General features: G+C 35.2%; 23 protein-coding genes. 22 read left to right on the forward strand and 1 reads right to left on the reverse strand.

Annotation, left to right across the window (positions count from 1 at the left end):
* Positions 1–177: 177 nt before the first annotated feature.
* From LNP23_RS21545 to LNP23_RS21595, 11 genes are all read left to right on the forward strand, one after another.
* Positions 178–357, forward strand: coding sequence for a hypothetical protein (locus tag LNP23_RS21545; protein WP_047778710.1), 180 nt, complete (start codon positions 178–180; stop codon positions 355–357).
* Positions 358–548: 191 nt separating this feature from the next.
* Positions 549–1,241, forward strand: a complete 693-nt coding sequence (locus tag LNP23_RS21550) for a hypothetical protein (protein ID WP_230002833.1) — start codon at positions 549–551, stop codon at positions 1,239–1,241.
* Positions 1,242–1,272: 31 nt separating this feature from the next.
* Complete coding sequence (locus LNP23_RS21555) at positions 1,273–2,415, forward strand: hypothetical protein (RefSeq protein WP_230002834.1); 1,143 nt, start codon at positions 1,273–1,275, stop codon at positions 2,413–2,415.
* 365 nt (positions 2,416–2,780) lie between these two features.
* Entirely contained in the window at positions 2,781–4,781 is a 2,001-nt protein-coding gene (locus LNP23_RS21560) for an autotransporter outer membrane beta-barrel domain-containing protein (protein WP_230002835.1), read from the forward strand.
* A 364-nt stretch (positions 4,782–5,145) separates the two neighbouring features.
* Positions 5,146–7,473, forward strand: coding sequence for a hypothetical protein (locus LNP23_RS21565; RefSeq protein WP_230002836.1), 2,328 nt, complete (start codon positions 5,146–5,148; stop codon positions 7,471–7,473).
* A 396-nt stretch (positions 7,474–7,869) separates the two neighbouring features.
* A complete protein-coding gene (locus LNP23_RS21570) occupies positions 7,870–8,064 on the forward strand; it encodes a hypothetical protein (protein WP_230002837.1) in 195 nt (64 codons plus the stop codon).
* A 76-nt stretch (positions 8,065–8,140) separates the two neighbouring features.
* Positions 8,141–8,611: a hypothetical protein gene (locus LNP23_RS21575; protein WP_230002838.1), complete on the forward strand. Its 471-nt coding sequence runs from the start codon at positions 8,141–8,143 to the stop codon at positions 8,609–8,611.
* Positions 8,612–8,631: 20 nt separating this feature from the next.
* Positions 8,632–9,189 carry a DUF6046 domain-containing protein gene (locus LNP23_RS21580; RefSeq protein ID WP_230002839.1) on the forward strand — a complete coding sequence of 186 codons (558 nt, stop codon included), beginning with the start codon at positions 8,632–8,634 and terminating at the stop codon, positions 9,187–9,189.
* The gene (locus LNP23_RS21585; RefSeq protein ID WP_230002840.1) at positions 9,182–10,483 is read left to right on the forward strand and encodes a hypothetical protein; all 1,302 of its coding nucleotides are present in this window, start codon (positions 9,182–9,184) and stop codon (positions 10,481–10,483) included. The genes LNP23_RS21580 and LNP23_RS21585 overlap by 8 nt, the downstream gene beginning before the upstream one ends.
* Positions 10,484–10,493: 10 nt before the next feature.
* On the forward strand, positions 10,494–11,501 hold the full coding sequence (locus LNP23_RS21590) for a hypothetical protein (RefSeq protein ID WP_230002841.1): 1,008 nt from the start codon (positions 10,494–10,496) through the stop codon (positions 11,499–11,501).
* A gap of 3 nt (positions 11,502–11,504) precedes the next feature.
* On the forward strand, positions 11,505–13,595 hold the full coding sequence (locus LNP23_RS21595) for a DUF4280 domain-containing protein (RefSeq protein ID WP_230002842.1): 2,091 nt from the start codon (positions 11,505–11,507) through the stop codon (positions 13,593–13,595).
* 344 nt (positions 13,596–13,939) lie between these two features.
* Here LNP23_RS21595 and LNP23_RS21600 read toward each other — a convergent pair whose 3' ends face one another.
* Entirely contained in the window at positions 13,940–14,743 is an 804-nt protein-coding gene (locus LNP23_RS21600; protein WP_230002843.1) for an XRE family transcriptional regulator, read from the reverse strand.
* Between the two features lie 465 nt (positions 14,744–15,208).
* Between LNP23_RS21600 and LNP23_RS21605 the strand changes: the two genes are divergently transcribed.
* The 11 genes from LNP23_RS21605 (at position 15,209) to LNP23_RS21655 (ending at position 22,585) form a co-directional block, all read left to right on the forward strand.
* Positions 15,209–15,784, forward strand: a complete 576-nt coding sequence (locus tag LNP23_RS21605) for a hypothetical protein (protein ID WP_230002844.1) — start codon at positions 15,209–15,211, stop codon at positions 15,782–15,784.
* Between the two features lie 89 nt (positions 15,785–15,873).
* Positions 15,874–16,053 (forward strand): hypothetical protein, encoded by a 180-nt coding sequence (locus LNP23_RS21610; protein WP_131701558.1) that lies wholly within the window; start codon positions 15,874–15,876, stop codon positions 16,051–16,053.
* Between the two features lie 292 nt (positions 16,054–16,345).
* Positions 16,346–17,665 (forward strand): DUF2586 domain-containing protein, encoded by a 1,320-nt coding sequence (locus LNP23_RS21615; RefSeq protein WP_230002845.1) that lies wholly within the window; start codon positions 16,346–16,348, stop codon positions 17,663–17,665.
* 141 nt (positions 17,666–17,806) lie between these two features.
* Positions 17,807–18,232, forward strand: a complete 426-nt coding sequence (locus LNP23_RS21620; protein WP_035684757.1) for a hypothetical protein — start codon at positions 17,807–17,809, stop codon at positions 18,230–18,232.
* 476 nt (positions 18,233–18,708) lie between these two features.
* Positions 18,709–19,053, forward strand: coding sequence for a hypothetical protein (locus LNP23_RS21625; RefSeq protein WP_047778700.1), 345 nt, complete (start codon positions 18,709–18,711; stop codon positions 19,051–19,053).
* Positions 19,054–19,094: 41 nt separating this feature from the next.
* Positions 19,095–20,039, forward strand: coding sequence for a hypothetical protein (locus LNP23_RS21630; protein ID WP_230002846.1), 945 nt, complete (start codon positions 19,095–19,097; stop codon positions 20,037–20,039).
* A 423-nt stretch (positions 20,040–20,462) separates the two neighbouring features.
* On the forward strand, positions 20,463–20,945 hold the full coding sequence (locus LNP23_RS21635) for a M15 family metallopeptidase (protein WP_230002847.1): 483 nt from the start codon (positions 20,463–20,465) through the stop codon (positions 20,943–20,945).
* 4 nt (positions 20,946–20,949) lie between these two features.
* Entirely contained in the window at positions 20,950–21,414 is a 465-nt protein-coding gene (locus LNP23_RS21640) for a hypothetical protein (protein WP_230002848.1), read from the forward strand.
* Between the two features lie 5 nt (positions 21,415–21,419).
* Positions 21,420–21,752: a hypothetical protein gene (locus LNP23_RS21645; protein WP_230002849.1), complete on the forward strand. Its 333-nt coding sequence runs from the start codon at positions 21,420–21,422 to the stop codon at positions 21,750–21,752.
* A gap of 256 nt (positions 21,753–22,008) precedes the next feature.
* The gene (locus tag LNP23_RS21650; RefSeq protein ID WP_047778695.1) at positions 22,009–22,296 is read left to right on the forward strand and encodes a hypothetical protein; all 288 of its coding nucleotides are present in this window, start codon (positions 22,009–22,011) and stop codon (positions 22,294–22,296) included.
* Positions 22,283–22,585, forward strand: coding sequence for a hypothetical protein (locus tag LNP23_RS21655; RefSeq protein WP_047778694.1), 303 nt, complete (start codon positions 22,283–22,285; stop codon positions 22,583–22,585). Before LNP23_RS21650 ends, LNP23_RS21655 begins: the two co-directional genes overlap by 14 nt.
* Positions 22,586–22,713: the final 128 nt, after the last annotated feature.

Raw genomic sequence — 22,713 nt, forward strand, 5'->3', positions numbered from 1 at the left:
ATACTAAATGGGGAAAACGAAAATTTTTAAGCATTAATTATTTCTCGTTCGCTCCTGTCTATGAAAACAACACAACAACCTCAGCAAAGGTTTTAACATTCTAAAATATTTACTGTATAAGGTGCAAGCGCACCTGCCATTACGTATTGAATCTCTTAATTATTTAAACTATAAAAAATGAAAAACATGATTAAAAACTGGAAAACAACAGTAACAGGAATTATTGTTGGAGGAGTAGCAGCGGCAGTTGCTTTGGGTTATATCACAACAGAAGTTGGCACACAAATAACAGGTCTTTGCATTGCTCTTGGCTTAATTGTAAGCAAAGATGGTGATCAGACCGGTGTAACAAAGTAAACGCATTTCTCAGGAGGACGGGAAGTAAAAAATAGTCCTCCATCAGTAAAAAAACATCAAATCAGTTACCTAAAAAAGGGAATACTACGCGGAAACCGATATCGTATTCCTTCCAAAATCAATCTCAGGAAAGTTTGACTTTCTAAAAATCTACCATTTAATTACACTATTAAAATTAATACCAATACACTATGACGACAGATATCAAGACAATTTTAAGCTGGTTTAAAACCGGCAAAAAGCCAACTGAAAAACAATTTTGGGATTCCTGGCTAAGTTTCTGGCATAAGGATGAACAGATTTCACAAAAAAACATAACCAATCTGGTGGATACCCTGAATAATAAAGTAGAGACCGATCTATTTAATAGTCACCAAACAGATGAAACAGCACATGCCCAATTATTTGCAAAAACTAAAATTGTCAAACCCGGAGAATTTATCGTTTTTAAAGTTGAACCAAATACAGCTGATTATTTAGAAATAGGCGACAGTGTGATTGGTTATTGTCAAGACAATTTCCTTTGTGAAGCAACGTACTACGGTGGAGATACCAGCTTGATGACCAGTTTTACCAAACTAAACAATAAAGTAGGCAGAATTGTATCATTCACTTCCAATGATTCAAGTAATGATGACTTTATCATTTATGAACTTAATAATGAAGTCCTGCTTAGATCTTTGAGCTGTGGTGCATATAGCGGAGTTTATCTTATGTACAAAAAACCGGGAGAACAAGAATTCTCAAACGCATGGTTTAATGGCACTTATCCGAAAACATGGGTAACCTGGTTTGATTTTACTGCGGGTACAGTTATTAAATTAATAGATACGATTGGTGGTTTGGAGGATTCGGAAGAATTTATAATTGGACAACCGGAGTAAACCAGAGCAAAACCTTAAAAAAATAATACCTATGAAAAAAACAATTACACTATGCATTTTAGCCATCGGAACGATCGTAAATGCTCAAAACCAGATTATAACTAAAAAATTACAACTTGATAATGTGCCCCCTGGGAATAACACTGAAAAAATTCTTGTCATTGGAACAGATAAAATTGTAAAAAAAGTCGATATCCCTGCTGCTGCCAATGGCAGTGAAACCAAGATACAAGCCGGAACTAATATGACTATTACAGGAACCGGAACGAACTACAACCCTTATATTATTAATACTTCCGGTGGATCTTCTTCTACTCCCGTAAGTGCATCACTACCGGGAATTGTTGACAACAAAGTATTACAAGAATTGGGTGGAGTTGATAAATTAATCAATGGGATCAGAATTGGAAAAGGTAATTCCAACGTTTCTAACAACACTGCAATAGGCGTAAACACGCTAAGATCTAATACTACCGGAGAATATAATACCGCAATTGGTTTTCTTGTCTTAGAATATAATACAACAGGAAAATCAAACACCGGGCTTGGAGTTGGGGCATCTTATTATAATACTACCGGATATGAGAACACAGCCTTAGGCCATCAAACTTTAAATTTTAATACTGTTGGAAGTGGTAATACTTCTGTAGGATTTCAAAGTTTAGTTCGAAATTACGCGGACCAAAATACTGGAATAGGAACCTATTCCTTATGGAGAAATACTACAGGTGTCAGAAACGTAGCGCTCGGATATGGCTCGGGAGTCGGCATATCTTCAGGATCGGGGAATGTAATAATTGGTACCTTAACACCTACTGCTGATTATAAATTGACCGTTAGCACGGGTAGCAATAACTTAGTAATAGCCCCAAACGGCGGTATTTTTAATGGTATAACTACTGGTTCCGGAAACATTGTCCTTGGAAAAGCAGAAGGATTGCCGGCGGCTTTAGAGAATAATATTGTAATTGCTAACGGTATAGGCCAGATAAAAGCTCAAAACAATGGCACAAACTGGACGTTTAACGGGCAAATCAATAAAAGTGCCTTTGATACCGCCCCAGTCTCTGCAACTGCTCCGGGCACACTTGGGGAAATTAGAATAACAACAACTTACATCTATGTTTGTACAGCAACAAATACATGGGTTCGTTCTTCTTTAACAACCTGGTAAAATAGTACAAAATTTAGACTTGGTTGTGTCCTATTCTTGTAAAAACTACTTCCACATTTTACTGCATTAGAGCGATCAATAAGGGCATCATTCTCAGAAACAGCAATCTAAAAAATCAGCTAAATCATTATTTTTAAATAATTTAACTAAACTCAAAGCCAGACTTGGAGAATTAAAACCTTCTAATGCTGGCTTTGTTTTACGTTTTGAACTCCCGGAGAGGTTTAATTCCATCCTTTTCAAATCAAAACAGGAGATCAATTTTCTGCAAATAACAGTCTCTGTAAATTATCCTTTTTACTCTTGCAAATACTACAATACTCTTATAAAAAAACAATTCAATTAATTCTTAATTCCAAAACAGCATGCCAACGAACATTAATATCATTTTAGGCTGGTTTAAGACCGGTAAAAAACCAACTGAAAAACAATTTTGGGATTCCTGGCTAAGTTTTTGGCATAAAGACGAACAAATTCCCCAAAACAGCGTAGCCAATCTAACGGATACTCTTGATGCTAAGGTCGGGAAATCTATATTTGACTCACATCAAACAGATAAAAATGCACATGGCCCTTTATTGAATTTAAAAGAAGATAAATCCGAAAAAGGTCAAGCAAACGGTTATGCTCCGTTAGATGAAAATCAAAAGATATCAACTACTTATTTACCTACTGTTCCTGCTCCTGTTTTAGACTCCGTACTTGCAGTCGGTAATATTTCTGCTAAAGACATTACTTTACAGGAAAGTTATTTTACAACCACTGTTTCAAAAGGGACTGTTAATTTAGAATATGATGCCGGAGCAGATTTACTGAATAATCAAGTGAATTACAACGGAATGATTTTAAATTATTCACAAGAAGGAATACCAATGCATTCAACAATTTTAAATGCAGGATCTATATCCGTAAAGGATGAACAAAAGGGGGATGCTACAAGCTTAGACCCTACCCGATTTATAATTTCACATTCCGGAACTAAACTAAATATAAAGGGAGAAAATGCTACAGGTACAGAGAAAAATTTACAATTGCCAAATGCCAATGCCACTCTTGCGGTTGCCGTAAATGGAAACGCTGCAGATGCCAGTGGTAATATAACTTTACCTATTGATACAACGAGTACCATTTCAAATCTTAGCACAGTTCAGGGAACAACCGCAACAGCTGCACTCAACACATTAAACAGTCTAAAAGCAGATTTGTCCTCTCCAACTTTTACAGATATTCCAAATGCTCCTACAGCCGCAATAGGAACTAATACATCTCAAATTGCAACTACTGCTTTTGTAGCTCAGGCTATGAGTTCAGCAACTGATACCGAAAATGTTAAACTAACCGGAAATCAGTCCGTCTCGGGTAATAAATTAATGGTCAATACGGGTTCAAACTTATCTATTTTCAGGGTTTTAACACAATCAGATGCAGCAAATCCGGGAATTATTGCAACTACGGCATCTACAACTCAACCAGCACTTCGCGTAAGCGCTACTTCTGCAAATGATACCACTGCTCAAAAAATTGCAATTGGACAGCAAGGCACGACAGGTTTAGAAGTATCCAACATAGATGTTAATACAAATCCTACCAGCAGGTTATTAGTTCTTAATAATACTGCTTCAAAAAATAATGGCGTTCCTTTAACCGTTATAAAAAATGCAGCGACAGTGGCTTCTATTTCTGATGTGGGAGATATCACTGGCTTATCGTTTGTCAAAACCGGTGGAACCAAAACGCAATTTCTGAAAGCTGATGGCTCCATAGACTCTAATACTTATATCACTACAAGCGCAGATAGTAATTATCTAAAACTTACCGGTGCTCAAACTATTGGTGGTGAAAAAACGATTTCTAATAGTTCAGGTGCTTTGTATTTATCATCGGTAGCACGAAACTCAACTGTTTTCAAATCTGAAATATCAGGAATCGCCAATATAAGTCCTTCTTTTTCAACAGCCAATGACATACCGGCTGTAGTTTTAAACAGTACCAATACCGGAGTTTTGTTAGAAGGCAGGAATAGTGGAAATCCAACTTTTACGCTCGACAAGACAGGAAATGCAACTGCCAATTCTTTTATAAAAACGGGTGGAACTTCGAACCAATATTTACGAGCTGACGGAACTAGTTCGGTTATACTAAGCGGATCGGCAATCTTAAATCTTTCAAGCGCATCATCTGATGCAACGCTTCAGGTAGAAGGTGCGGAATTGAGTGACGTCGTTTCTTTAGGTATTGATCATGCTTGTGTTACTAAATATACAGAATATTATGCTTGGGTAAGTTCCTTAAATACCGTGACAGTAAGAGTTAAAAATTTAGATCAGCCGGTATCGGGCTTATTCAAAGTAAAAGTCTTCAAATAAATACTTTCTAAGGGCAATTTAATTTAATACAAAGTCACCATTGAAGGTCTAAAAATCTTCTTATGGTGACTTTGCTATAGTGAATAAACTGCTTCCTGAAAAACTCACAACAGCCTAAAAATCACAAACTAAATACTGTTTATTTTCTACTGAAACTATCGAAACCAAGGGTTCCATTTTTCTTTTTTTCTCTTCTTCTAAACTACCTTTACATCCCCAAATATCAAATATCAGCATTGTATGCTGCATTCCGGTTTACAAAATTTCGGGATGTTTCTGCAAATAACAGCCATTCTGAGACCCATAAAAAAGCGCACTAATCGTACAAAAAAACAATTCAATTAACCATTAATTTCAATGTAATATGATAACAAACATCAATACCATTTTAGGCTGGTTTAAAACCGGAAAAAAGCCAACCCAAAAGCAATTTTGGGACACCTGGCAAAGTTTTTGGCATAAAGACGAACAAATTCCCCAAGCCAAGATAACCGATCTAACGGACGCACTAAATGCTAAAACAGAGAAAGTACAGTTTGAAGCCCACAAAATCGATAAAACCGCACACGCTTTTTTGTTTGAAGCTAAAGAAGACAAAAACCAAAAAGGTATTGCTGGCGGATACGCTCCATTAAACCATTTTACAAAATTAGCGAGTCAATATTTAGACATTGTAAATGATTTGATTTCCGGTGGTTCTGCTTCGCTTTTAAGTGCTGAACAGGGTATGATTTTGCAGGAGCAAATTAATACTATTACTATTTTGCTGACTTCAGACAATAGTAATCTGGACACAGTTCAAAAAATTGTAGATGCCATTGAAACTATCCAGGCTACTTTAAGTACTATTTTGGTAAACGATCTCACGAGCGGTGGAACTGCAAAAGCATTAACTGCCGAGATGGGAAAGCTATTAGAAAATAAAAAAGTAGACAAATCTCCTGGTAAAAGTTTACTTGCTGATACTGAAATCACCAGACTTGGTACACTTGCAAATTACACTCATCCTGTTAATCATTCCCCTGATATTATTACTCAGAATCCCAATAATAGATTTGTAACAGATGACGAGAAAACGACTTGGAATACAAAACAACCTGCATTAGGATTTATTCCTGAAAACGCTGCAAATAAAAATACCGTTAATGGTTATGCAGGGCTTGGTGCAGACGGAAAATTACTTTCTTCACAACTTCCTGCCCTAACTATAAACAACACTTTTGTAATTGCTTCCCAAGCAGAAATGTTGGCTTTAACAGTTGAAACCGGAGATATTGCAGTTAGAACCGATTTAAACAAATCTTTCATTCTAAAAGGAACAAATCCAGCCGTACAATCAGATTGGCAGGAATTACTTACTCCTACCAGTGATGTTACAACGGTCTTTGGCCGTAATGGCGCTGTTACCTCCCAAAACGGAGATTATACGGCTAATCAGATTACGGAAACGGCAGAAAGAAAATTTCAATCGGCAACGCAACAAGCGTTTAATGATGCTACTTCCAGTATTCAGACACAATTAGACGCAAAAAAATCCAACGCCATCCATACAGGTGATGCGACCGGCGAAAATGTTTTAACGGTAAAAGGAATTAATGGAACTTTACTTTCAGGATTGGCAACTGGTATTTTAAAGAATACAACGTCTACCGGAGTTCCTGTTATTGCCCAAGTTCGAACAGATTATGCTGAACCTACAACAGCTCTGGAAACCGGTATTCTGAAAAACACCACTTCCAGCGGAGCCCATACCATTGCAGTAGCGAGCGATTTTCCAATCTTAAACCAAGATACAACTGGCACAGCCAATAACGCAACAAATCTTGCCGGACAACCTGCCTCCTATTACGCACCAATTTATTCCCCTAGACTTTTGGGGGCACCAACAGCAATAACCCCAGCGCCGGGATCCGATTCCAGTCAAATAGCAACACTTGGTTATGTTACCATTATAGATAGTGACAATGTGAAGAAAACCGGAAGTCAAACTATAAGTGGTCATAAAACTTTTAACAACTTTGTAATGCTAGATTACGGTACGCTTTTTCTAAAACGACCAGACAATTCTGCCTACAATATGTTAACTGCAATAGAGGATGGAATGCTGCTTAGCCCCAATTCTAACGGTAATTTTAAAACTGAAATAAGCTCCCATGGAATAAAATTTGGCAGATCATCGGTTCAGGCAGAACTTAATACCGATAATTTAACCGCCTCAAGAACCTTTCTAGTACCGAACAAATCCGGAACATTAGCCTTGAAAGATGATTTTATAGTAACATCTCCCGGTAACACCGTAAATCCGGCATTCATAATTCCAAACGGACAGTTAACCACGACCCCGCAAAATGGAGCGATAGAGCGTGACTCTAGTGGAATATTATGGGAAACTCATGCCGGAGTAAGAGATAAAATAAGCGTACCTGACGTTCCATACAAAAGTATCACGAATCTAAACACTTTATTTACGGGTTACAGACGAAGCTCGGTCAACACCTGTCAGGTACATACCGAAAGTGCTTTTTGTCCTGAGACAGGCACCTCCGCAACATGGGGAATACTAACCAGTTGTAAAACAGATGACACTGAAGATTACGGAATCCAAACCTATGTATCAATGGGTGCAGTACCTAATACTTATGTTCGAAATTGTAAAAATGGAATCTGGACAACGTGGACAAAATTAAGCTAGACATCAAATCCAAAAACAAATAGCTTCTAAATAATAAAAAATAGTGCATCAAAGTCTATTCGAGCTTTTAAGCTTTCTTGTAGACTTTGATGTACTTTGTTTGTAAAAAACAAATGGTAAATATTGCCAAACTAACGCAATTCTAAAACCAACAACCACCACAACATAACGTGCTGTTAACCAACAATAAACAGTTACTATTTTCTACTGAAACTACAGAATCCAAGAGTCCAATTTTTCTTTTTTTCTCTTCTTGTGAACTACTTTTACATACGCTAATGCTACTGTCAGTACGCCTGACAAGAGCAATTATTCCCTTTCATTTTCAGCTTATTTTAAAGCAAAACCTCAACAATTGTAGATCAATTTTAATAATCAAATAACAATAAACTAATTATGGATTATACACCAAAAGACCTGGGAGAAACACCTAGACCACCGGACATGAGTGCTTTTAAAAATCCCCTGGCACAACCATCGCAAGGAAACATTTTTATAGACAGTTTTACGATTAGTCCTTTAAGCCCAACTGAAAAAAAGGAAAGCTTGTCTGAAGCCATAAAGAAAGAAAGCAGAGACAGCGCTATTTAGAGTCAAATGCTGCAAAAAACTTTTAGAGCTACTTCCGGTTCCCCTTAAAACGACCTAATTTATAAAATCACAAAAAATGCCAGACGAAACTGCCCTTCAAAAACTAAAAGAAAAATACGGAACGGTATTAAAACTTACTTCCGACGATCAATCGACCACTGCTTACTGCAAAAAACCATCCTTTACTACATTTCTAAAATACCAAAAGATATACAAGGACAATCCGCATGAAGCCATCTTGTATTTATTTAAAGAATGCGTGCTTGAAAAAGAAAATTATGAAGACGAATTCATGCTTTCTGCAGGAAATTCGCTTGTAGCCACGATAAAAGCAGATAGCGAATTTACAATCGATGCCACACCCCAAAGAGATGAATTTAAAAAGTCGGCTGCTCTTATCAGACAGGCTTTTCAGGTAGATCCGTATCAATTATCGATGGACGAGTTTTACAAATTACTCGAAGAAGCCCTGTGGCTGCAAAAACACAACGAGATAAGACTGGAAAATACCTTTATCACAGCCTTTGCTAAAACATTTTCAAACTAAAAATAAAAAAAGAAATACGTATGAAATTCAATTTTAATGTAAACGAAATTTTAGACTCCAAAGACAACGAATATACCGGTATTAACTATAACAAATCGGAATCGAAAGATTTTATTATAGACAAAACGGGCGGTGAATTTAATCTGAGAGTTTTTGCTCCTTTGGTTTTCGAACCTCTGGTAAAAAAAGATCTTACCCTTCCCAGCTTGCGAATCGATGCTGTTACCGTTAATCTAAATCGTTCAAAAACCATAAAAAAAGAGAGCATCGAAGGAAGAGATTCAACGATCAAAGAACATATTACCAATGGCGATTTTAGTATTTCTATTGACGGATTGATTGCGAATGAAAAAGGGGATGAATACCCAAAAGAAAAACTTTTTTTATTGAAACAATTTCTAAATGCTCCCTATTCCTTAAGAATTACGCATGCCATTTTGAATCGATTTGGAATTTACGAGTTAGTAATCGATTCCTACTCTATCCCATCTATTTCGGGAACAAAAAACATTCAAAAATTTACTGCCAGTGCGACCTCAGATGAAACCGTAGAACTAATAATTAGAGACAATGTTTAAACTAAATGCTAAAATTAGAGTCTACGAAACGGTAAAACTTATCCCAACTCCGAAGTTCTACGAATTTACCTATGTAAAAAATGTAGACATCAGCAGTTCGTATAAATCGCTTACCGATACGGCTACTCTTGTAATGCCAAAAAAAGTATATACCGATACCAAAGATTTTGATCAGAATCTGTTTTCGAATGCAAGTGGTAAAGAAAAATCAATTCATGATTTTTTTAAACTGGAAAATTTTATTGAAATATTTTTAGGCTATGACGGCGATTACAAATCGGCTTTTCGAGGGTATATAACCGGAGTCCAATCAGACATCAATGCGACTATATCTTGTGAAGACATGATGTATGCTTTAAAAAAGATAAAAGCAGTAAAAAATGATGATGTTCAGAATCCGAATGATGTCCTTAATGTTGTTGCCGCAAACCCTACTATAAATGTTGAAAATTTTAATCCTAAAACGTTCTTCGAAAAAAGAATCAGAGAGCTAAAATTACCTTTTAAAGTAAATGCGCTTAACGAGGAATTAGGTAACATCATGATCAACAGAAACCATAGTCTGGCACAGATATTTGAAATGCTCAAAGATCGCGGGATTTTCACCTATTTTAAAATCGAAAAAACAGGGCCGGTACTTACCATTACCAATAATCCACAGCAATATACGGCCACTGAATTAGGAGGTTTTATCGATCGAAATTTTATTAAAAGTCCATTAGTAGGAGCGATTACAAAAAAACTAATCAATAAAGGTCTTGACTTGTTAAGTTCCCAATTAAACAAAGTAATGCAAGTCATTCCCGGAGGTTTTTTAGGAAAAGCACTTTTCAGGTTTCATTACAATATTATAGAAGACAAATTGGTAGTAGTGAACGAGTCCACGAAGAATACCCGTACACGAGTAGAAAAATACTTTAAAAACTCAAACACTCCCATTTATATTGAATTAGGCGACCCCAACGGACAGTTAATCAAAACCCATGTATTGCATAGTGATACAGATGAATTACCTACAGATCCAACGGCTTTTAAAAAAGCTGCTGCAGAAACTGCTGCAGAATTGTTCCAACATGCCGCTTTCAGAGCAATGGGATCTAAACCAAGTGGTTTTGAAGGTTCTTTTCTCACTTTTGGCGAGCCGTTTGTGCGTCCTACAGATAAAGTGATTCTTGAAAATGCAATGGATATTGAAAAAAACGGAACTTTTCAGGTCGAGAAAGTAGAACGAAGTTATGGCGAGAACGGTTACAGACAAAGGATTTATATAGGTAGAAGAGTCGAAGCAATATAAAAATACACAAATGGAAAATATAACAGATCTAGTAAAAAATGTTGCTGCTAAAAATCAACGTATTGAAACTTTTGCGGCAAGAGTCATTGAAATAAACAAAGAGCAAGCATCACTTCATAATCCCGAAGATGCTTATACCGTAAACATTATGCGAGGCGATGGCGCCATACTTAAAAATGTACGACTAAAAGCCTCCATTCAGGATTTAGAGCACGGAATTATCACAATTCCTAAAAAAGACAGCTGGGTTTTGGCTACTATAATAGACGGAGTTGAAACCCGTGCCTTTATTTCGCAATATGCTGAAGTCGACAGAGTAATGGGGCGCATACAAGCCACAAGTGATCCCAAATTGTTTTTTGATTATAGCGCCGATGGTACCAAACTGCATATTCGTTACATGAAAACAGATACCGAAGGCGAAAGTAATGAGGCCAAAATTACAGATGTCGCTAAAATAGAGTTTGATAAAGACCAAAATTTTAAAATCAGCTACTTTGATGCTGACGAAAAACCATTGGCCGTTACCCATTTTTCGCCAGACAGTCTCACCGCTACTTTTAACTCAGTTAAAGATAATGTTGTAACGGAGGGTTCCGTCTTAAAAATCACAAAAAATACAACAGACCTAAAAATAAATGATGATAAAGGTAAAAAACGGACTAGTTTACTACTAAAACCAAGTAATATCTCGGCTCGTTTATTTAATGAAGATGAAAAGGAAAAGCTAACATTTGAACTGAGTGGTAACGAAAAGGCAGAAATAAAACTTACAGATTCAAATGATACCATTCTATTAGAGAAAGATAAAATTCAATTAAAAAAAGATCCCAACAATTTAATTGAACTTTTAGGTCAAAATGGTGTTAATATACTGACTTCCGGTAATATTAATTTAAAAGGAGCAAATATAAATATCGATGCCAGCACCAATATAAGTATTAAAGCAAATAGCGAAATAATAGTAGAAGCCGCTAAGGATACGACCATAAAAGGAGATAACGTACTAATTAATTAAATTATGGCCAAATATATATGTAACGGTGCTACGTGTAAATGTTCTTCGGGAACTAAAGACGGCGCATTAAAGGTTGAATCTCAAAGCAAAATTTTTATCCAGAATAAATTAATGGCTACTGAAAACGAAAAAACGTTTTTAGAAAATTTTGGCGAATGCAACAGTAAAAGCCCTTCTATCCCATGCGTACCCAATATCCTTACCCCTTGGAGTAGCCCAAAAAGCAATGTTCTTCAGAATAAACACAAAGGGTTATTAGAAGCTTCTACTGTGATGTGTGCTAATCTTGGGAAAATTAATATTTTAGATTCTAAACAATCTCAAACAAAAAATGTCAAACTTGGAGATTACTCATCTGAGCCAAAAGAAATATCAAAGGTGTATGCCAAAGTCAGAACTTTAGAATCTTATAAGGGGGAATTTGGTTTTGATTGGATAGATGTACATCCGGAAACAATGGATATCGAAAAAATACAAGGCATTCCCTTTGAAAATGTTGAATACTTTTATAAAAAAGGAAAATCACCACAAGAATTAGGGAATATCATAGCTAAAAGTACTGATGAGGCAGGCGCAATTCAAGCTGTTCAAGAAAATTACGGACTAATCAATTTTTGTAATCATGTTGACATCCCTTTCGTTTTATTAAAACCAATTCAAGAAATAACATTGGATCTTGAAGTCTTTTTTGAAGGAGAAAGCCAGGATGATTATATATCTATTACAGGTGATGAATTTTATGATTTTAAAATTGTAGGAGAAGAAGAAAGAAAAGATAAAAATGACAAAACGACAAAGAAAAAAATAGTAGCTAATGAAAAGCTCCTCCTTACAATAAAATGTTTGAAAGAATCGTTAGACAAAACCTACTATTTTTTACACAGTGGCATAAATGGACCCCGTGAAGTTGGAGGTCTTAGTCTGATCGAAAACAAAGTCTTGAAGCTAAAGTTTAGAGTTATTGCTTTGGTCTCAAACGAAGGAAATCCTAATACAAAAGCAAAAGCACTTTTCGAAAAATTCAGGGACAATGGCATTACAAAACACCTCGACGAAAACTCGTTGAATCAGGCTGGTTATAAAATTGAAATTGAAAATGAGGAAATGTTTGACAATTTAGAAAATCCTTCTCTTAATCTTGACGATTACTTATATGCTTTTGACAAGGAAGATTGGACAAATAAAAACTATTATAATGCAGGAATGCTCTTCAAAAATATTAAAGTTGATACTGGTAAAAAAGATCCAGAAGGAAACCCAATTACAGTAACTAAGCATATAGATTTTGTAACAATTGAGGAGTATATCAAAAAGCTAAAAAGAAAAAATAAACTTTATTCGGGCGGTCTAATTATTCTAACTGACAGTAGATCTATGGGCACAACAGGAGCTTTTAGCAGATTCAATCCTTTTAACCATTATGCTTTATTTGTATACGCTACTAATATTGGGTCCAAACAAACCTATTCTCACGAAATTGGGCATATGTTAGGACTTAATCACACTTTTTATTTAGGAGATGAAGGTTTTAAAGAAAAATGGAATGAGTTGGAAAACTCTAAAAATGATATTCTCAAAATCCAAAATAATGCATCCCCAATATTTGGAAACTCGGAAATAACAACTAAACGATCACTAATTTTAGATGCATTAAATAAAACCAATGCTGTTTTTCGAAATGATATTAGAAAAAGAAAGATTGAATATAATAAAACAAAGAACTCTACGGGAAATTTCATATGGGATAAAAAACCTGTTAGTAAAAAAGTGTTTTTAGAAAAATCACTAGCAGCTATTACTGAAAAAGAAAATCAAGAAAAGTCAAACACTCAAGCTATTAAAGAATTCTCGTTAAAAAAGGATACTATTTATATCGATTATACTAAGATTGATAACTCTACCTTTTTTATTCTGAAAGAGAATTATTTGTCAATAAAAAAAGATTATTTAAAATATTACTCTTTTTTCCTCACAAAAAATTATTTACTTTATAAAAAAGGTTCAACAAAAAATATGATGGATTATTCCTCCAACCAAGAGCGAATTCAATTTCATCAGATAAAAATAATGAGAGACGATTATGAGTACTATTGAATTAATTACAAAAACAATATAGATCCCTTTCATTAAAACTAAGAAAACTTTTCGTGCAAACTTTTGTCCATTTGTCAGGCTGAGCGGAGTCGAAGCCCTTATTATTTAACAAGCCTTCGACTCCGCTCAGGGTGACAATCGTATAAAAAAAATCGATTAATACCTTGTAAAACCTTTCTTAACCGCTAATATTTGTCCTATTTCTCAAAAAAAACCTTTGCAGACCTTACCTTAAATACATTACCAATATTTAAAAAAGTTTACATTTTATTCACTTAAAAACATCTAAAATAAACGAGGCTATCAAAAAGTAATTTTTAGATAGCCTCGTTTTTGCTTTTGTATTAATTAAGTTTTTTCTTTAAAGTCTCTTCCAATTCGTAGAATTTACTTTCAAGTGTATGTAGTTTTTCATAAATATTAATCGGATCCGGCATTTGCTTAGAAGCGTACATACTGGCGTACCAAACTTCCAAAATATCCTCTGCATAAATCGAATACATCGGATAATTCCCGTCTCTGTTGTCTGATTTAAGGATTAATTTTCCACTCTCTCTGATTCGGTTTAGCACTCTTTTTACAACAACTCCGTCATTCTTACTGATAATAACATAAATCCTTCCGTCGAGTATATCATCAAAATTATCAACGTATTTTCCAAAAAGATAATCGCCGTCGTGTATGGTGGTTGACATCGAATTTCCTTTAATTTCAAAACATCTGTAGGTTCCGTTTTTTAACATTGGCATGCTAAAGGAAGGAAGACTCTCCATATATTCCGGATCAGAATAACCGTCTAAATAACCGGCGCGTGCCTTCACCCCTATAAAATTAATATTCTCGTCTCCTTTTTCATTTACCGTTATAATCTTAGGTAATTTTAAATTGACGTCATTACTATTTGTTGCAGTCACAAAAATCTCTTCGCTGTCACCAAAAAAATATTCCGGATTTACATTACAGTGTTTAATTATACTATTGATCAGATCGAAGCCCGGTTTAGTTCTTTTCCTGTTTCCATCAGATTGTAATCTGCCACCAGTAATACTGTCTATTGTAGTACTGGTTACTCCTATTAACTTAGCAAAGGAATTATTATTCAGATTCATCTCGTCTATAATACGTTTTATTTTAGCGTGTATTTCCATCTTATCATTGCTTTATGTAATATGTTTTTATTTCCTGTAAAACATTCCACTATATGTTGCAAAAATAAATAATATATGCTTAACAATTGTCTTTCTTTCTCTTTTTTTTCATTAAACACTTAATTATCAATACTCCATTACTCTTTTTCTTACCTGATTTCCGTAATGCAAAGCTGACTAAACTCGTGCTAACTCACTGATACAGGACACTTACCTGCAATAATACCCAAATTCAATTTTTATTTTTTTCTGAAACGAAATAGGTACAACTTTTCTTAAACCCTACTATTTAAAGAGATAAAGACCTCTTTATTGTAGTAAAGTACTGTACTAAACAGCCTTTTTTCAGGTCAAAAAACAGCAATTAGCAGGCTTATCATATTACTGAAACTATTGCATTTTTTATGTAATATGTTTGCAATATCTAAACATATGTTTTATATTTGCTTAAAAATAATCCAACATATGATTTTAAAAGATTTTTATAAAGAGAAAAAGAGCGCCATCGAAACACAGTTTATTTCTGATGCGCCAGTAGTTCATTTGTATAGTGATGCTATTTTTAAAACTACTATCGAAAAACCTTTAGTACTGTTTAAATACAACAATGTAACCTGGGAGACCTCTTCTGAGAAAAATTACAAAGCTGATGTTTCTTTTTCTCTCTATGTTGTGATGCCCGTTGGTATTATTTCTTCAACAAGTTATGAAGCGGCATTCGAAATTGCAGAGCGTATCGACAAGGCCATCTTGACTGCCAGTACCAGTACCAGTTTCATCGATACCAATTCAACATTTAAAATAAACGAAAAACAATGCAACAATGATCAGGTGTATTGGAATAAAAACGACCATTTCATCTGGCAAATAACCTATAAAACCACTTTAGTTGAAAACATATTAAAAAAGAAATACATCCTTTTCAATAACGGACTAAGTAATGAAGCACTCGAAGATCTTGGTTACGACCTCACCAACGGAATAATCGAAATAAACCCAAATAAAGTGGGTGGCACTGTAGAAGTAACAAACAATATTTAATCTGAACTAACTACCACATTCAGTTTACAGAATAAAGCTTACCGGCTAAAGCAAAAAAAACTAACCCACTACCAATAAATACCACAAATATGAAAAGAAGCAGAACACTATTAGACAAAAGAAGAGATTATGTGATTAACTACTTAAATAGTAATCAGGCCAAACAAATGAAGGTTGTAGTCTCTGAACTTTCCGATACTTTGTTCTTGACAGAGCGCACGATTTATACCATTATAAACGAAGGTCTTTCTTCTGAAGCCAGAGCTTAAACCACTGAAACTACTGGCTTTGCACATCAAAAAAATTGGAAAAAGCGATCTTAAGCCTTAAATTTGTACTCGATATCAAAAGCAAGTTTATCTCTTGGCCAAGAGTAAAATCCAACTAAAGAATCCGTTGTTACAAAGGGTTTAAAAGCACCAATCTTTTTTAGATTACAATTCAATTTTAAAACAATAATTCACTGACAATAACCAGTTTAACAACTTGTTACGGCCATTCTTATGCTTCATTTCAAGCAAAAAACAAAAATATTTTTTAAACAATTAAACTATTTATATTATGAGTACATTAAACGATGTAGTGATTAGCAAACTATCAGGCGGATTAGGAAGAAGAACTCCGGAACAGGACATGGTTTCAGGATTACTTTTTGACGGGGTTGCGACTGCAACATTAGCATTAGACAAAATAGAGCGTTTAGCTTCATTAGAGGATGCGAAAGCGTTAGGAATTACGGCTGATTATGATGTAAATGGACAATCGGCATACTACCAAATTCAACAATTCTTCAGAATGAATCCTTCAGGAGACTTGTATATTTTGGCAACTACTGCCGACTCGTACCCGGCTATCGCTGCAAAAGCAATGGAAATGCAAGAACTGGCAAACGGAAACATTCGCCAAATGGCAATAATTTTTAGCGGCAGTGCATCAGCTAAAGATGTGGCAGCTGCAGCCAGAACAGCACAAACACAAGCAGCACTTGGTTATAAAGACTATATGCCTTTTGAAGTTATTTTAGAAGGGAAAGGTTTTATTGCAGCAGAAGCTACTTCTTTGGATACATTGGGTGCAGAAAATGTATCTGTTGTCGTAGCCATGGATGCCGAAAAAGCATTTGAAAAAAAGTTAGTTCAAAAAGACACTTTAAAACTTTATACACTAGCTCCAAATGAAACAGTGGCTAAAGGAGATGATGAGGGTATTTATTTCGTATTTGATGATCAAAACGAACCTAAAAAAGTAAATGGAGTCGCTATTGAATTCATTTACACCGATTCATACAAAAATACCGCAGCGGTAGGATTGGCATTGGGAGCTATCTCCAGAGCAAAAGTGTCTGAGAATATTGCCTGGATCGAAAAATTCAATCTTACAGGTGAAGGTTTTGCAAAAGCAGGTTTTATTGGTGGGCAAGAAATTAAAACGTTGGGAACTTTAGAAACGTTAAACGAAAAAAGATACATTTTCGCGAGAACCCATACTGGTTTACCGGGTCTTTATTTTAATGATAGTCATACTTGTATTGCAGGTACTTCAGATTATGCTTATGTAGAAAACAACCGTACGATCAACAAAGCAACTCGTTTGTTACGTACTGCCTTATTACCAAAATTAGCTTCTCCGGTTTTAGTTGATATCGATGGTAAATTACCACAATCTGTTTCAAAAAGCTTCGAAGGTTTATGCAGAAGCGCCTTAGAAGGAATGGTAGCCAATCAGGAAGTATCTGCATTTGATGTTTATGTAGATCCAAAACAAAACATCCTGGCTACTTCAGAATTAAAAGTAGTTGCTGAGATTACACCGGTTGGAACGGCTCGTAAAATTAAAGTTGATTTAGGATTCAAAAATCCTTTTGGAATTGACAAAGCCTAATTAGTTTCCCAAAACTATACCTCAAAAACAATAAAAATTCACAACGGATAACGTCAGTCTTCAATTGTAACAAACAACTGAAGAATGGCGGTACTCCCCGATCGTTATCAGGATCATTAAAAAATAAACAAAAGCTACATTATGAATAAATTACCATTAATTAACGGACAACAACACAGCTGGTCATCAATTGAAGTAAGTATTGCAGGGAACATCGTTACCGGTATTACGGCTGTAAACTATAGTGATTCAGTATCTAAAGAAAACCATTATGGTGCCGGAGATATGCCAGTACACAGAGGTAGAGGTAAATATGAGGCAAAAGCTTCGATTACGTTATACAACTATGAAGTAGAAGCTATTTTGGCCGCTTTGCCAAAGGGACAAAGATTACAGGATATCAATCCTTTCAGCATCATCGTAAGTTATTTAGATGACAGTAACGAGGTGATTACACACACCGTAAGAAACTGTGAGTTCAACTCAAACAGCAGAGGAATTAGCCAAGGAGATACCAAAATTGCCGTTTCTTTTGATTTGATCTGTTCTCACGTTGAATGGAATTAATCCTTCTGATAAATTCCTAAAATTATAATTCCCCCCCCTTCCCTTCCTCTAAAACCGACTTCAAAGAGAAACCCAATATTCAACTGCGTTACGCAAAAAAGAAGTTCAAGGAACATGATTTTTGCAAGCAAACTATTCTACCTGCTCTTGATTGGTCCGTTTTAGATTGGGAATCTACTTCAGGAGGCCGCTTTGAGCTTATTTAACTCCAAAAAAATAACTCTGGCGGCCTCTTTTTTTTTCAGGTTTCACGTTTCATGTTTCATGTTTTAGGTTTTAGGTTTTAGGTTTTAGGTTTGATGAAAATGCTAATGAGAAAGCAATACCAATACCTTAATTATTTAAAGAATCATAGTCCACGTGTCGGGAAGTATTCTTATGCTTTTGTATTTGCTTGTGCAACTGCAATTAAAAACAGACACCCATAAATCAGACAGTACTTACCCTATCATAAAAACAACTAAAAACTTTTCAAAATGGAAATAACTCAACCCAAAACAGCCGATGTTCTTGACGGAAATATTACGCAGGCACAGTTAAACCAATGGAAATACAAACATAAAAAAGTAATCAAACTTACGATCACAGATGATGACGGGACTATCCTGTTTGCTTATTTCAAAGTACCGGACATCAGTATTCGTTCGGCGGTATTGCAGGCTTCTAAAATGGATGAATTTAAGGCATTGGAAGTTTTATTCAAAAACTGTTACCTGGGCGGTGATGGCAAAATCGAGCAAGAAGACGATTTACGTCTCAACATTACCACCGCTTTCTCTGATCATATTCAACCTAAACCTGTAAAAGTAGAGGTGTTGTAATCGCAAAATCGCTTTCTGTCTTTCTATAAAACTCCATCCTAATGATTATTCGAAACCATAAAATAAATTTAAAAGACACTAGTCCGGCAGAAATGGCAAGACTGAGACAAATTATTCTTGGCATTTGGCGTCAACAGGTGGAAGACGAGAAAAATGCTGTCGAACTGCTTCAAAATGTTAAAAATTCTCAAATAAACAATCCTGCGAATCTTACTGCAATTACAAAAGAGAACGAAATTTCATCTCATAACAGTACTATTCCCCAAGTAACATCGTCTCAAAATAATACTATTGTTTCTGACGACCTTGATGACATGGCACCAGCGATTGAACGCCCAAATTCTTACAACGGCGTGCTTGGAAAAGGGGATTGGAAAGAAGATGACAGGATTACTAACAATTTAGTTTGGCAAAATGCGAATCATTTTAATCTTCAACAAAAAAACGGTGAATATGCCTATAAGACCATAGAGGAACGAGCAGGTTTTTACAAATGGTTTCAGAAAACGACCGAATTAAGAGGTTACGAAACGAAATGGGCAGGCGCAGCATTTGTTGTTGCTGCCCAGATGTCCAATATTCACAGTATCAACAGTTCTCTTATTGATAATGATGTGGAATCCGATATAAAAGCGTTTGCAGAATCTGGCAATAAGGATATTTTTAATAATGTTTTTAAAAAACTAAGAGACTTATACAATGGCCCCGTTTTAAAAGGCCAAACCGCAAAAAATTGGGATACGGTAACGTTAACCGTTGAACAAAGAGATATTGTTGGTCCAACTTATTTTAAATATCAACGGCTAAACCCAAAGATTATTCAAGTTCTCTCGAAAATGGCAAAAGGACAAGGTCTTTTTGGTATCGGTGTAAGTCCTGAACTCAGATTCGATGAGCATAAGGATATAATGGATTGGAAAAACAGATTCAACCATGGAATGACAGTAGCAGTTCCATTTTGGAATAAATACTATTCTAAAAAATAATTTAGAAATTATCCTTTTAAGAGCCATCAATTAATTGTCTATTGCTAATTTTTTCAACTAAATACCCGTTTTTCCACTACAGAAAAACGGGTATTTTTTTATCTTTTCTTCTGATTTAAAAGCTCTGAAAATAAAATCAAAAAACCGCACTATCACTTACTGAAACTACTGATTTACAAAGCCAAATAATTTTCAGAACCCCCTATTTCAGCGTATTTTTACACTGTTCTTTACAACCATTTGCTCCAGATCGAATGCGACCCTAAAAAAAGAGCTTTTGAGAAATTTATTTGTTGCCTGATTTTAGTCGAAAATAAATTTCAAACACAAATAACCTTATCGCCAAATCAACATCAGGATTGTTTTCGAACAATCGGGATGGTTTCTTGCGCTTAAAACCTGAAATCATTACTAAATACAAATATGGATCAAACAACAAAAAAACACATCGATTTGCTTCATCCTACCGTGAGAGAAGAAGTTACCAAAATTATCGCGGAATGCGATCTTGCCCTGACCGGAAGAGCAAAAGTACGCATTACACAAGGGCTCAGAACTTTTTCGGAACAGGACGATCTTTATGCTTTTGGACGAACCAAACCCGGAAAAAAAGTAACCAATGCCAAAGGTGGTCAATCGATTCACAATTTTGGTTTTGCGGTTGACATCTGTCTTATTATAGACGGCAAAGTTGCTTCATGGGATACCGCAAAAGACTGGGACAACGACCAGATTTCGGATTGGCAGGAATGTGTGAAAATTTTCGCCAAATACAACTGGAACTGGGGCGGCGACTGGAAAACTTTTAAAGATCTACCACACTTTGACAAAAAAGGATGTGGTGACTGGAAACAACTCAGCAAGTTAAAAAGAGACAAAAAAAACTATGTAATCTTATACAAGTAAACAGATGAAACATTTGAAATTACAACTTATATCTTTTCTAATTGCTTTTGTAATGACTTCCTGTGTTTCGACAAAAACAGCGTTATACGATTCGTATTCACATCAAAAAACGACCGCATTGAAAATAGCAATTACTGCCCTAATGAGTAAGGCCAATACTCCCTACTCCATGCATCAAGGCGAAGTTGAAACAGTATTGCTTGACATTGAAAAATTGACAGAATACGAAAAAAACAAACCTCATAATGAAATCACTTTTGCGATGTGGAAGTTGCTCACCGATAAGGAAAAAAATCTGTTGACCGGTTTTTTCAAACATTGGGAAACAAAAGGCGTTTTGTCACAGGGTTTTATCGAAGAATCCAAAAAACAGCTTAGTGATGCTTTGGATTTACTTATTCAATATGAGATTAAAAAAGACAAAGAATCGAAGGATGCGCTTTTAGATTTAATTAACGGCAACACTTAAAACTTATGGATAACGAAAAATTAATAGAAGACCTCAAAAAACAAGTAAGGATTCTTATAACAAAAAGTTACAAAGACAGTAAATCCGAATTAGAAAAAGACCTGAATCTTTTTTTGGAAACCTCTAAAGACAAACTCGAACGTTGGGTCACTTTGTATACTTCTGCAGCCCTGACCGAAGAAGAATTTGAATGGCTTTTAAAAAGTCAACTCGATCTACTGGTTTTACAAGCGTTGCAAAACACCGGGATCTCTAAAATAAGATTGAATGCCATTAAAAACAACATTATAAAAATGATTCTTAAAGTCATTCTTGAATTCGTACTTCCCCGAATTTGACCCTCCTATTTTCGAATCAAAAAAAGCAAAAAAGCGGCTAAAAAAAGTTGCTGTTACTACGAATAAAAGCCGTTCTAAAACAAAATCAAACTTACTGAAACTACAGATTAGTCTCACTAAAAACCTTGGCAAAGGGCAAAGCATAGCTTATTTTTACAGTATCAAATAAAAATCATCTTTAGGATGTAGCGCGCAGATTCTAAGACGATTTCATGAGCAGAATTAATCCAAAAAAAACAACAAATAGAACCGAAATATGAAAGATTTTATCATAGAAGAAGACTTGCTGATTGCAGGCGAAGATTTTGTCCTTGAAGTGGCAGATCAGCAAAACCTGCAACATCTGCTACTAAGTCAAAAAGGAGGCTATAAAGAGTTTCCGATACTTGGAGTAGGTATTAAAAAATACATCAATAGTCCTGATGCCACTTCCAGGCTAAGATTAGAAAACGAAATAGATAAACAATTAACGTATGACAACTTTCATGTGACAACACTGGATGTTAACGATTTACAAAACATTAGAATCGATGGGAACTATTAAACCACAACAAAACCAAAACATTTTCGACATCTCCTTACAAGAGTACGGTAGTATCGAAAAAGTCTTCGACCTTTTAGAAGACAATGATCAATTTGATCTTACAGAAGATATTTCTGTTTACAAAGATTTAAAAACGGGCAGAGAAGCTTTTAAGAAAGACATAGTCGAGTATTACAGTTCCAGAAATTTAAAGCCCGCAACCGCTCTTACCGAAGAAGAAGAGTATTTATTGGATAAATTCTCGGGAATTGATTATATGATTATTGAAGACGATTTTATCATTTATTAAGAAACAACCTTAGCTGTAATTACCTGAAATAGTGCTTAGAAAACAACTCAATTGGCAGCTACTACTACCTCTTTAACGTCCTTTTTTAGAAATTTCTAAAAAGAAAACTACTTCTCCGTAGTATTTAC

The sequence above is a fragment of the Flavobacterium cupriresistens genome, assembly GCF_020911925.1.
In the GTDB taxonomy this organism is placed as follows: Bacteria; Bacteroidota; Bacteroidia; order Flavobacteriales; family Flavobacteriaceae; genus Flavobacterium; species Flavobacterium cupriresistens.

Coding starts and splice junctions, on each gene's coding strand:
- LNP23_RS21585 (WP_230002840.1), top strand. CDS start 9,182: ATGTTTAAACTAAATGCTAAAATTAGAGTCTACGAAACGGTAAAACTT.
- LNP23_RS21595 (WP_230002842.1), top strand. CDS start 11,505: ATGGCCAAATATATATGTAACGGTGCTACGTGTAAATGTTCTTCGGGA.
- LNP23_RS21640 (WP_230002848.1), top strand. CDS start 20,950: ATGAAACATTTGAAATTACAACTTATATCTTTTCTAATTGCTTTTGTA.
- LNP23_RS21630 (WP_230002846.1), top strand. CDS start 19,095: ATGATTATTCGAAACCATAAAATAAATTTAAAAGACACTAGTCCGGCA.
- LNP23_RS21580 (WP_230002839.1), top strand. CDS start 8,632: ATGAAATTCAATTTTAATGTAAACGAAATTTTAGACTCCAAAGACAAC.
- LNP23_RS21620 (WP_035684757.1), top strand. CDS start 17,807: ATGAATAAATTACCATTAATTAACGGACAACAACACAGCTGGTCATCA.
- LNP23_RS21650 (WP_047778695.1), top strand. CDS start 22,009: ATGAAAGATTTTATCATAGAAGAAGACTTGCTGATTGCAGGCGAAGAT.
- LNP23_RS21655 (WP_047778694.1), top strand. CDS start 22,283: ATGGGAACTATTAAACCACAACAAAACCAAAACATTTTCGACATCTCC.
- LNP23_RS21645 (WP_230002849.1), top strand. CDS start 21,420: ATGGATAACGAAAAATTAATAGAAGACCTCAAAAAACAAGTAAGGATT.
- LNP23_RS21560 (WP_230002835.1), top strand. CDS start 2,781: ATGCCAACGAACATTAATATCATTTTAGGCTGGTTTAAGACCGGTAAA.
- LNP23_RS21550 (WP_230002833.1), top strand. CDS start 549: ATGACGACAGATATCAAGACAATTTTAAGCTGGTTTAAAACCGGCAAA.
- LNP23_RS21590 (WP_230002841.1), top strand. CDS start 10,494: ATGGAAAATATAACAGATCTAGTAAAAAATGTTGCTGCTAAAAATCAA.
- LNP23_RS21545 (WP_047778710.1), top strand. CDS start 178: ATGAAAAACATGATTAAAAACTGGAAAACAACAGTAACAGGAATTATT.
- LNP23_RS21615 (WP_230002845.1), top strand. CDS start 16,346: ATGAGTACATTAAACGATGTAGTGATTAGCAAACTATCAGGCGGATTA.
- LNP23_RS21625 (WP_047778700.1), top strand. CDS start 18,709: ATGGAAATAACTCAACCCAAAACAGCCGATGTTCTTGACGGAAATATT.
- LNP23_RS21555 (WP_230002834.1), top strand. CDS start 1,273: ATGAAAAAAACAATTACACTATGCATTTTAGCCATCGGAACGATCGTA.
- LNP23_RS21635 (WP_230002847.1), top strand. CDS start 20,463: ATGGATCAAACAACAAAAAAACACATCGATTTGCTTCATCCTACCGTG.
- LNP23_RS21600 (WP_230002843.1), bottom strand. CDS start 14,743: ATGGAAATACACGCTAAAATAAAACGTATTATAGACGAGATGAATCTG.
- LNP23_RS21605 (WP_230002844.1), top strand. CDS start 15,209: ATGATTTTAAAAGATTTTTATAAAGAGAAAAAGAGCGCCATCGAAACA.
- LNP23_RS21575 (WP_230002838.1), top strand. CDS start 8,141: ATGCCAGACGAAACTGCCCTTCAAAAACTAAAAGAAAAATACGGAACG.
- LNP23_RS21565 (WP_230002836.1), top strand. CDS start 5,146: ATGATAACAAACATCAATACCATTTTAGGCTGGTTTAAAACCGGAAAA.
- LNP23_RS21610 (WP_131701558.1), top strand. CDS start 15,874: ATGAAAAGAAGCAGAACACTATTAGACAAAAGAAGAGATTATGTGATT.
- LNP23_RS21570 (WP_230002837.1), top strand. CDS start 7,870: ATGGATTATACACCAAAAGACCTGGGAGAAACACCTAGACCACCGGAC.